The organism is Parvibaculum sp. (genome assembly GCF_040882025.1).
Taxonomy (GTDB): Bacteria; Pseudomonadota; Alphaproteobacteria; order Parvibaculales; family Parvibaculaceae; genus Parvibaculum.
Window position 1 is genome coordinate 42,093 of the sequence record NZ_JBBECC010000208.1, and the last position, 8,182, is coordinate 50,274.

General features: G+C 64.0%; 9 protein-coding genes. 5 read left to right on the top strand and 4 right to left on the bottom strand.

All coding sequences use genetic code 11. The features are described from left to right. Nucleotides 1-71 precede the first annotated feature (71 nt). Nucleotides 72-638, bottom strand: coding sequence for a hypothetical protein (locus WEB61_RS16200; protein WP_368065377.1), 567 nt, complete (start codon nucleotides 636-638; stop codon nucleotides 72-74). A 293-nt stretch (nucleotides 639-931) separates the two neighbouring features. Between WEB61_RS16200 and WEB61_RS16205 the strand changes: the two genes are divergently transcribed. The 3 genes from WEB61_RS16205 to WEB61_RS16215 are packed head-to-tail and all read left to right on the top strand — an operon-like array spanning nucleotide 932 to nucleotide 3,977. Then, entirely contained in the window at nucleotides 932-1,936 is a 1,005-nt protein-coding gene (locus WEB61_RS16205; RefSeq protein ID WP_368065378.1) for an NADPH:quinone oxidoreductase family protein, read from the top strand. Between the two features lie 56 nt (nucleotides 1,937-1,992). Continuing rightward, nucleotides 1,993-2,715 carry a GDSL-type esterase/lipase family protein gene (locus WEB61_RS16210; RefSeq protein WP_368065379.1) on the top strand — a complete coding sequence of 241 codons (723 nt, stop codon included), beginning with the start codon at nucleotides 1,993-1,995 and terminating at the stop codon, nucleotides 2,713-2,715. A 35-nt stretch (nucleotides 2,716-2,750) separates the two neighbouring features. After that, nucleotides 2,751-3,977, top strand: coding sequence for a serine hydrolase domain-containing protein (locus WEB61_RS16215; RefSeq protein ID WP_368065380.1), 1,227 nt, complete (start codon nucleotides 2,751-2,753; stop codon nucleotides 3,975-3,977). A 244-nt stretch (nucleotides 3,978-4,221) separates the two neighbouring features. Here WEB61_RS16215 and WEB61_RS16220 read toward each other — a convergent pair whose 3' ends face one another. Further along, nucleotides 4,222-4,629: a YkvA family protein gene (locus WEB61_RS16220; protein WP_368065381.1), complete on the bottom strand. Its 408-nt coding sequence runs from the start codon at nucleotides 4,627-4,629 to the stop codon at nucleotides 4,222-4,224. 232 nt (nucleotides 4,630-4,861) lie between these two features. Here WEB61_RS16220 and WEB61_RS16225 point away from each other — a divergent pair, with 232 nt between their 5' ends. Together WEB61_RS16225 and WEB61_RS16230 are read left to right on the top strand one after the other, a co-directional pair. Beyond that, entirely contained in the window at nucleotides 4,862-5,644 is a 783-nt protein-coding gene (locus WEB61_RS16225) for an SDR family NAD(P)-dependent oxidoreductase (RefSeq protein ID WP_368065382.1), read from the top strand. A 218-nt stretch (nucleotides 5,645-5,862) separates the two neighbouring features. Beyond that, nucleotides 5,863-6,153 (top strand): GIY-YIG nuclease family protein, encoded by a 291-nt coding sequence (locus WEB61_RS16230; protein ID WP_368065383.1) that lies wholly within the window; start codon nucleotides 5,863-5,865, stop codon nucleotides 6,151-6,153. Between the two features lie 228 nt (nucleotides 6,154-6,381). Here the strand turns inward: WEB61_RS16230 and WEB61_RS16235 are convergent, their stop codons facing one another. Then, nucleotides 6,382-7,650, bottom strand: coding sequence for an NAD(P)/FAD-dependent oxidoreductase (locus tag WEB61_RS16235; protein WP_368065384.1), 1,269 nt, complete (start codon nucleotides 7,648-7,650; stop codon nucleotides 6,382-6,384). A gap of 13 nt (nucleotides 7,651-7,663) precedes the next feature. Next, on the bottom strand, nucleotides 7,664-8,026 hold the full coding sequence (locus WEB61_RS16240; RefSeq protein WP_368065385.1) for a 4a-hydroxytetrahydrobiopterin dehydratase: 363 nt from the start codon (nucleotides 8,024-8,026) through the stop codon (nucleotides 7,664-7,666). Between the last annotated feature and the right edge of the window lie 156 nt (nucleotides 8,027-8,182).

The window sequence follows — 8,182 nt, forward strand, 5'->3', positions numbered from 1 at the left end:
GCTTCATATCACAGACGGCATGACGGGGGCCAATGGCCCCCGTTTTCCGCAGGAATCCGGCGTTTGTCCGCCTATTTGCAGGTCTCGTCGATCTTCTTCAGCGCGGCCGAGGAGCCCTTCAGCGAATAGGTGTCGGTGGTCAGCGTGTCGCGTGAGGAGGTGCCCTTGATTTCCATCGAGCTTCCGGCCTTCAGGGCCTGCACCATCTTGCCTTCCTCGGACGGGGTTTCGAGCCAGGCCCAGTACTGGTGCTCGCCGCCTTCCTTGACGCCGTTGAACATCTGGAACTTGTCCGCGCCGATGGTGGCGAAGGGGCGGCTCGTCGGTTTGAAGGCATAGCCGGCGCGCATGCTGATTTCGTTCTTCGTGTTGCGGCCCGGGCGGTGCGTCACCATGAAATAGACATCGCCACGATTGGCGCCAGCCGGCAGCATCCGGGTGGGGGCGCTCATCGCGTAGCACATGCGGTCGCCGCCGGCGCCATAGCTGTAGGCCGACCAGTCGTCATACTTGCCGAGCAGCTTCGGCGCTTCCTGTGCGGCCGCGATGCCCGATGTGACTGCCGTCAGCAGGAGGGCCGACAGGGCAAGGGTCGTGGCGCGGGCGAAGCTCGCGGACGGGCGCTGGCGTCTTGGCATGATCTTCAACTCGTTGGCTTTCTCTTGTTGTCCGGGGTCGCGGCCGCCTGACCATAACGGCCCATAAGCCCGATTTCCAGACGGACAGCCCGGAAACACGGCAAATTCCGGCCGGCGGGGATTGGCGGCCGGGCGGAAAATTCCCCGATTCTTGTGGCGGAAGCATGGCGGCGGCGGGCGGAAGGGCGGTGCCATGGCGTCAATCTGGCGAATGCGGGCCTCGTCGTGCTAAGGGAGAGGCAGCGATATTTCCAGAAAACGCCCATACAACGCCAAATCAGGGGGAGACGACCATGAAAGCCGTGCTGTGCAAGGAATATGGCCCGCCCGAAAGCCTCGTCATCGAGGAGGTGCCGAGCCCTCAGCCCAAAAAGGGCGAGGTGCTGCTCGAGGTTCATGCGGCGGCCGTCAATTTCCCCGACGTGCTGATCATCGAGAACAAGTACCAGTTCAAGCCGCCACTGCCCTTCTCGCCGGGCGGCGAGGTCGCGGGCAAGGTGATCAAGGTGGGCGAGGGCGTCACCAAGGTGAAAGTCGGCGACCGCGTCATCGGGTCGTGCGGCTGGGGCGGTTTTGCCGAGGAGATTGCGCTCGACGAGGCCCGCGTCACGCCGATCCCCGACGAGATGGATTTCGTGACCGCGTCCGCCTTCCTGATGACCTACGGCACCTCGCATCACGCGCTGAAAGACCGCGCCCACATCAAGCCGGGCGAAACGCTGCTGGTGCTCGGGGCCGCGGGCGGCGTCGGGCTTGCCGCCGTCGAGCTCGGCAAGGCGATGGGCGCGCGCGTCATCGCGGCGGCCTCGTCCGAAGACAAGCTGCAAGTCTGCCGCGATCACGGCGCCGACGAGACGATCCTCTATCCGACGGGCGCGCTCGACCGCGACCAGCAAAAGGCGCTGACCGACCAGATCAAGGCGCTGACCGGCGGCCAGGGTGCCGATGTCGTCTATGACCCCGTCGGCGGCGATTATTCGGAAGCAGCCCTTCGCGCCACCAACTGGGAAGGGCGCTTTCTGGTCGTCGGCTTTGCCGCCGGCCCGATCCCGAAAATCCCGCTCAATCTGGCGCTCCTCAAGGGCTGCCAGATCGTCGGCGTTTTCTGGGGCGCCTTCACGGGCCGCGAGCCGAAGCGGCATCAGGAAAACCTGAAAGAGCTGATCGCCTGGTTCAAGGCCGGCAAGCTCAAGCCCCATGTGTCGCGGCAGTACAAGTTCGAGGAAGCGGCCGAAGCGCTCAACGACATGGCCGCGCGCAAGGTCAAGGGCAAGATCGTTCTGGTGCCGGCGCGATGAGCGCCGCCGCTTGAGGGGGCTTCCAGCATGGGACGGCGGCTGATGGAGACGCGCGCATGAGGCGCGGGGTGGCGGCGCTCGGCGCGGCGTTCGGCCTTGTCGTGCTGGCGCTTTTCGCCTTTCTGATCCATGTGCTGCTGGCGTCCGGCGATCCGGCCTATTGGGAAGGCGAGATCGCGGCTTTCGAGCGCCGCGACGTCTCCAACCCGCCGCCGCCGGGCGCCGTCCTTTTTGTCGGCGGGCGCGACGTCCGGCTCTGGCCGCAGCTTGCTGCCGACATGGCGCCGGTGCCCGTCATCCAGCGCGGTTTCGGTGGCGCGCAGATCGCCCATGTCACGCATTACATGTCGCGCATCATCCTGCCCTATCACCCGCGCGCCATTATCGTGATGGCGGGCGAGGCCGATCTCGCCGATGTCTATGGCCGGCGGCCCGAAGACGTGCTCGACGATTTCCGCACGCTGGTGCTGTCGCTCCGGGCCGAAGGCAGCCGGGCGCCGATCTGGTTCGTCTCGCTCCGGCCGCAGCCGGCGCGCCAGGAACGCTGGTACGGCGCCCATCGCGCCAATGCGCTCGTCGCCGATTTCATCGCCACGCAACGCGACATGCATTACATCGATGCGAGCGCGGCCATGCTCGACGCGGCCGGCAATATCCGCCGCGGCTTCCATCGCTGGGACGGGCTGACGCTCAACGACAAGGGCTATGCCGCCCTGACCGCCGCGATCCGGCCGGTGCTGATCGAGGCCGGTTACGGGGGCCTGCGCTCGACCAGATAGATTTCACGACAAACAGCAAGAAACAGGGGGCCCATATGGCCGAGACGCTTTCAAGAGAGACAAGGGCCGGCAAGGTCGAAGGCAGCTTCGACGCGAAATTCAAGCCGGTCGTCGATGCCTTTATCGAGAATTGCGAAACGCGCGGCGAGGTCGGCGCCAATGTCGCGATCACGCTCGAAGGCAAAACCGTCGTCGACATCTGGGGCGGGAAGAAGGCGCCGGAGGGCGAGGCCTGGGACAGGGATACCGTCTCCATCGTCTTTTCCTGCACCAAGGGCGCCACCGCCTTGTGCGCGCATATGCTGGCCGACCGGGGCAAGCTCGATCTCGACGCGAAGGTCGGCCAATACTGGCCCGAATATGCGAAGAACGGCAAGGAAGAGACCACCGTCTCGATGATGCTCGACCATTCGGCCGGCCAGCCGCATCTGCGCACGCCGCTGAAAGATGGCGGCTATTACGATTACGATTACATGGTGAAACTCCTCGAGGACGAAGAACCGTTCTGGAAGCCCGGCATCCGCAACGGCTATCACGGCGTCACCTTCGCCTGGACGGTCGGCGAGCTGGTGCACCGCGCGGCGGGCAAGCGCCTCGGCCGCTTCTTCGCCGATGAGGTCGCAAAGCCGCTCGGCCTCGACTTCACCATCGGCACGCCCGAAGCGACCGAACCGCGCATCGCGCCGATGATCTTCGCCGAGCCCGATCCCGCGGCCGCCAATTCGAAATTCACGCAAGCGCTCCTCACCGATCCGGCAAGCCCCGCGCATCTCTTTCTGCTGAACAGCGGCAATGCCAATTTCAATTCGCGCGAGGCCCATGCGTCCGAAATGGGTTCGGCCAACGGCATCACCAATGGCCGCGGCCTGGCGGGCATGTATCAGCCGCTCGCCAATGGCGGCGGCAAACTCGTCGGCGCCGACACGCTTGCCCGCATGAGCCGCGTCGCCATGGGTACGCATGAGGATGCGACGCTCCTCATCCCGACGCGTTTCGCGCTCGGCTTCATGAAGTCGATGGACAATCGCAAGCTGAAGGACGAACCGAATTCGAGCTGCATCATGTCGGATGCCGCCTTCGGCCATGTCGGCATGGGTGGCTCGCTCGGCTTCGCCGATCCCTCATGCGCCATGAGCTTCGGCTACAACATGAACCGCATGGGCTCAGGCATTCTCCTCAACAGCCGCGGCCAGGCGCTGGTCGACGCAACCTATACAGCACTCGGCTACCGCTCCAACGCGTCGGGCGTCTGGGCGATGTGATTTGGCCGGTCTTCACACGGCGCCATCGCCGGTTGGTCAAGCAGACTCGGTTGCAGGGGTGTTGCATTTTTCACAACCCACGATCGTCATGGCCCGATTTATTCGGGCCATCCACGTCTTGGCGTCATGGAAAAGCTGAAAAGAAGCAAGAAAGACGTGGACGGCCCGCCACCTTGATTACAAAGGAGGGCCGGGCCGTGACGATTAAAGGTTGAGGACAGACGACCGCGACAGTCTAAACCCCTCAGTCCTTCGCTTCCTCCGCCGGCGGAAGATTGAACGCCGCGCGCGCGGCTTTGCGATGCCGCGGCAGGATGTGGCTCGAGACGAGGCCGATCGCGGCCATCAGCACGGCGGCGTCGTCGGTGAAGCCGAAAGCGGCGACGACATCGGGAATGAAATCGACCGGCGTCACGAAATAGGCCAGGGCCGCCAGCAGCGTCGCCTTGACGCGAACGGGCGTCTTCGGGTCGCGGGCGCAGAACCAGGCGGCGGCCGCTTCCTCGGCAAAGGGGACGCGGCCGGCAAAGCGCGCCATTTTCCGCCAGAAGCCGTCGCGCACGGTTTTTTCGTTGCGGGCGATCACGGCCGGCAATTGATGAGCCGGATCGAGGGCGGCGCCCGTTTCCGTTTGTCCTTGCGATGTCGCCATGGCCGTTTCCGCTGTTTCGTGCCCTCGCCTCCCGGCAAAAGATGGGCGCTCGCCGGTCCCCTTGCAAGCGGCGGCGACGTAGCGTCAGGGCGGGGCGCGGCGCAACTGCCGCTGTTTCAGGACTTTTTGGGGATTTTTGGCTCGCAAGCGCGGCCGCAAATTTGTAAAACCGGCGCCAATCGGGCGCTGGAGCATTCGCGTCCCAGAAGACGGTTCATCAAGGAGACGACCCATGAAACTCGATTCCGGCATCAGCGCCATCATCACCGGCGGCGCTTCGGGCCTCGGCGCGGCCACCGCGCGGCGTCTGGCGAAAGAAGGCGTGAAGATCGGCATTTTCGATCTGCAGGAAGACAAGGGCGAGGCGCTGGCGAAGGAACTGGGCGGCGTCTTCGCGAAAGTGAACGTCACCGACGAAGCGAGTGTCGATGCCGGCTTCGAGAAGGTCCGCGCCGCCATCGGCCAGGAGCGCATCCTCGTCAACTGCGCCGGCACCGGCAACGCGGTCAAGACCGCGTCGCGCAACAAGGAGACGGGCAAGCCCGAACACTTCCCGCTCGACAAGTTCAACCTCATCATCCAGATCAATCTCGTCGGCACTTTCCGCTGCATCGCGAAGTCGGCGGCCGGCATGCTGACGCTCGATCCGCTTTCGGACGGCGACCGTGGCGCCATCGTCAACACCGGCTCGGTTGCCGCGCAGGACGGCCAGATCGGTCAGGCGGCGTACTCCGCTTCGAAGGCCGGCGTCGTCGGCATGACGCTGCCGATCGCGCGCGATCTTTCCCGCGAAGGCATCCGCGTCAACACAATTTTGCCCGGCATTTTCGACACGCCGCTTCTCGCCGGCGCACCGGAGAAGGTGCGTCAGGCCTTGGGCGCGCAGGTGCCGTTCCCGGCCCGTCTCGGCAACCCGGACGAATATGCCTCGCTCGCCTGCGAGATGATCCGCAACGGCTACTTCAATGGCGAAACCGTCCGCCTCGACGGCGCGATCCGCATGGCGCCGCGCTGACGCGCGGCTGGGGCCGCATGGCGCCGCGCCAAACCCAACGCCCGAACAAATGCGAAAGCCCCGGTGGAAACACCGGGGCTTTTTGTTGGGAGGGACACGGATTCATTAAACAGAACAAACTCAAAACCGTCATGGCCCGGCTTGTCCGGGCCATCCACGTCTTTCTTTCTTCCTTCTTTTGACTATGCGGACATCATCCATTCCCGCAAAATATTCCGATGAAAGGCGGCTGGGTCTACATCGTCACGAACAAGCGTGACGGCACTCTCTATGTCGGCGTCACCTCCGACATTGGACGCCGCGCGTGGGAACATCGCGAGGCCATGTATCCGGGCTTCACAAAACGCTATGGCCTCAAGCGCCTTGTCTACATGGAACGCCACGAAGAAATCGAAAGTGCGATAGCGCGCGAAACGCGCATCAAGAAATGGCCGCGTGCATGGAAAGTGCGCTTGATCCACGAGTTTAATCCCGACTGGGATGATCTGTATGAAACGCTGAATCATTGAGGCCAATATATACAACACGTCATGACCCGGCCCTCCTTTATAATCAAGGTGGCGGGTCATCCACGTCTTTCTTCTTCTTTTGGTTGCCGCAAAGACGTGGATGGCCCGAATAAATCGGGCCATGACGGTTTTCTTTTGGTTTTATGATTCATCAAGTTCGGCCAATGCTTTCGCTCCTCGCAATGACGATGAAAATGAAGAACGCGAACCCTTCCACCGACCCCAGCTTCACGGCAGCTCCGTCGAGCCCGTAATCAGCCGCACGCCCTGCCGCAGCGTCACATAGGCCCAGATCCAGTGCAGCATCACGATCAGCCGGTTGCGGAAGCCGATCAGGAAATAGATATGCGCCGCGCCCCAGATGAACCAGGCGAGGAAACCCTTTATCCGTATCCGGCCGAAATCCACGATGGCGCTTGTGCGGCCGATGGTGGCGAGATTTCCCTGATGACGGTAGCGGAAGGGCGCGGGCTCGCCGCCCTTGATGCGCGTACGGATCGCTTTTGCCGCATAGGCGCCCATCTGCTTGGCCGCCGGCGCGATGCCGGGCACGAGACCGCCGTCCCGCCATGTCACGGCGGCGGTATCGCCGATCGCCAGAACATGGTCGTCGCCGGGCAGCGTCAGGCGATCCGTCACGGCGACGCGCCCGGCGCGGTCGCCCGCGACGCCGAGCCATTTCGCCGCGGGCGAGGCTTCGACGCCGGCCGCCCATATGATCGTGCGCGCGCCGATCGACGTCTCGCCCATTTCGACGCCGGCGGCGCTGCAGCGCGTGACCGCCTCGCCGAGCTTCACCTCGACGCCCTTGCGGGTGAGCGAGGCTTGCGCGAAGGCGGAGAGGGTTTCGGCAAAGGCGGGGAGCAGGCGCGGGCCCGCCTCGATCAGCAGCACGCGCGCCGATGACGGATCGATATGGCGGAAGTCGCTCACCAGCGTCTTGCGCGCGAGCTCGATGATCGCGCCGGCCATTTCGACGCCGGTCGGGCCGCCGCCGACGATGACGAAGGTGAGGAGGTTGCGGCGCGCCTCCGGATCGGTTTCCGTCTCGGCCTTCTCGAAGGCAAGCAGAATGCGCCGGCGGATTTCGGTCGCATCGTCGATCTTCTTCAGGCCGGGTGCGAAGGGCTCCCATTCGTCATGCCCGAAATAGGCATGTCGCGCGCCGGTCGCGACCAGCAGATAGTCGTAAGGGACGTGGCGCCCGTCGGCGAGCACGACGGCGCGCGCCGCGCGGTCGACGGTCTCCACCTCGCCCAGAAGCACGCGTGTGTTCTTCTGGTCGCGAAAGGTCGAACGGATCGGCACCGCGATGTCGGCCGGCGACAGCGTGGCGGTCGCGACCTGATAGAGCAGCGGCTGGAAAAGATGGTAGTTCTGCCGGTCGATCAGCGTCACGTCGACAGGCGCGCGGCCAAGGCTTTTCGCCGCCATCAGTCCGCCGAAGCCCGCGCCCAGAATGACGACGCGCGGCCGGCCGGAAGCGGGTGCGGGCATGATCGGTGCTCCCCTATTTCTTCGCCACCGTCCCGGCCTTGCCGGCCCATTTGTCCATCAGCGTTGCGAGCTTCACATCCTTCTCGCTCAGCCCGCCCGCGTCATGCGTCGTCAGGATCACGTCGAGGCGGTTATAGACATTCGCCCATTCGGGATGGTGGTCCATCTTCTCGGCGACGAGCGCCACGCGCGTCATGAAGCCGAAGGCCTCGTTGAAATTCCTGAACTTGTAGGTCTTCTCGATGGCGTCGCGGCCCTTTACTTTCGTCCAGCCCTTGAGGCCCGTGAGCGCTTTCTCGCGGGCTTTTCCCGTCAGCTTCTCCGTCATCTCCGCCTCCTTGAAATTTGCAGCCTGAGCCTCGCGCTCCTGGAGCATTTTCCGGTCAAGTGGACGCCGGTTGACCGCAGAAAATGCGACAAAATAAAAATCGAAAGCATGATCCGATTCTTTTCGATCGGATCATGCTTTAGTCTTGCCGCGCAAGAGGAGAGAGCAGGCGATGGACTGGAAAGACGCGCACGCGCCGACGCT

Coding starts and splice junctions, on each gene's coding strand:
- WEB61_RS16220 (WP_368065381.1), bottom strand. CDS start 4,629: ATGGCGACATCGCAAGGACAAACGGAAACGGGCGCCGCCCTCGATCCG.
- WEB61_RS16240 (WP_368065385.1), bottom strand. CDS start 8,026: ATGCTCCAGGAGCGCGAGGCTCAGGCTGCAAATTTCAAGGAGGCGGAG.
- WEB61_RS16215 (WP_368065380.1), top strand. CDS start 2,751: ATGGCCGAGACGCTTTCAAGAGAGACAAGGGCCGGCAAGGTCGAAGGC.
- WEB61_RS16210 (WP_368065379.1), top strand. CDS start 1,993: ATGAGGCGCGGGGTGGCGGCGCTCGGCGCGGCGTTCGGCCTTGTCGTG.
- WEB61_RS16235 (WP_368065384.1), bottom strand. CDS start 7,650: ATGCCCGCACCCGCTTCCGGCCGGCCGCGCGTCGTCATTCTGGGCGCG.
- WEB61_RS16225 (WP_368065382.1), top strand. CDS start 4,862: ATGAAACTCGATTCCGGCATCAGCGCCATCATCACCGGCGGCGCTTCG.
- WEB61_RS16200 (WP_368065377.1), bottom strand. CDS start 638: ATGCCAAGACGCCAGCGCCCGTCCGCGAGCTTCGCCCGCGCCACGACC.
- WEB61_RS16205 (WP_368065378.1), top strand. CDS start 932: ATGAAAGCCGTGCTGTGCAAGGAATATGGCCCGCCCGAAAGCCTCGTC.
- WEB61_RS16230 (WP_368065383.1), top strand. CDS start 5,863: ATGAAAGGCGGCTGGGTCTACATCGTCACGAACAAGCGTGACGGCACT.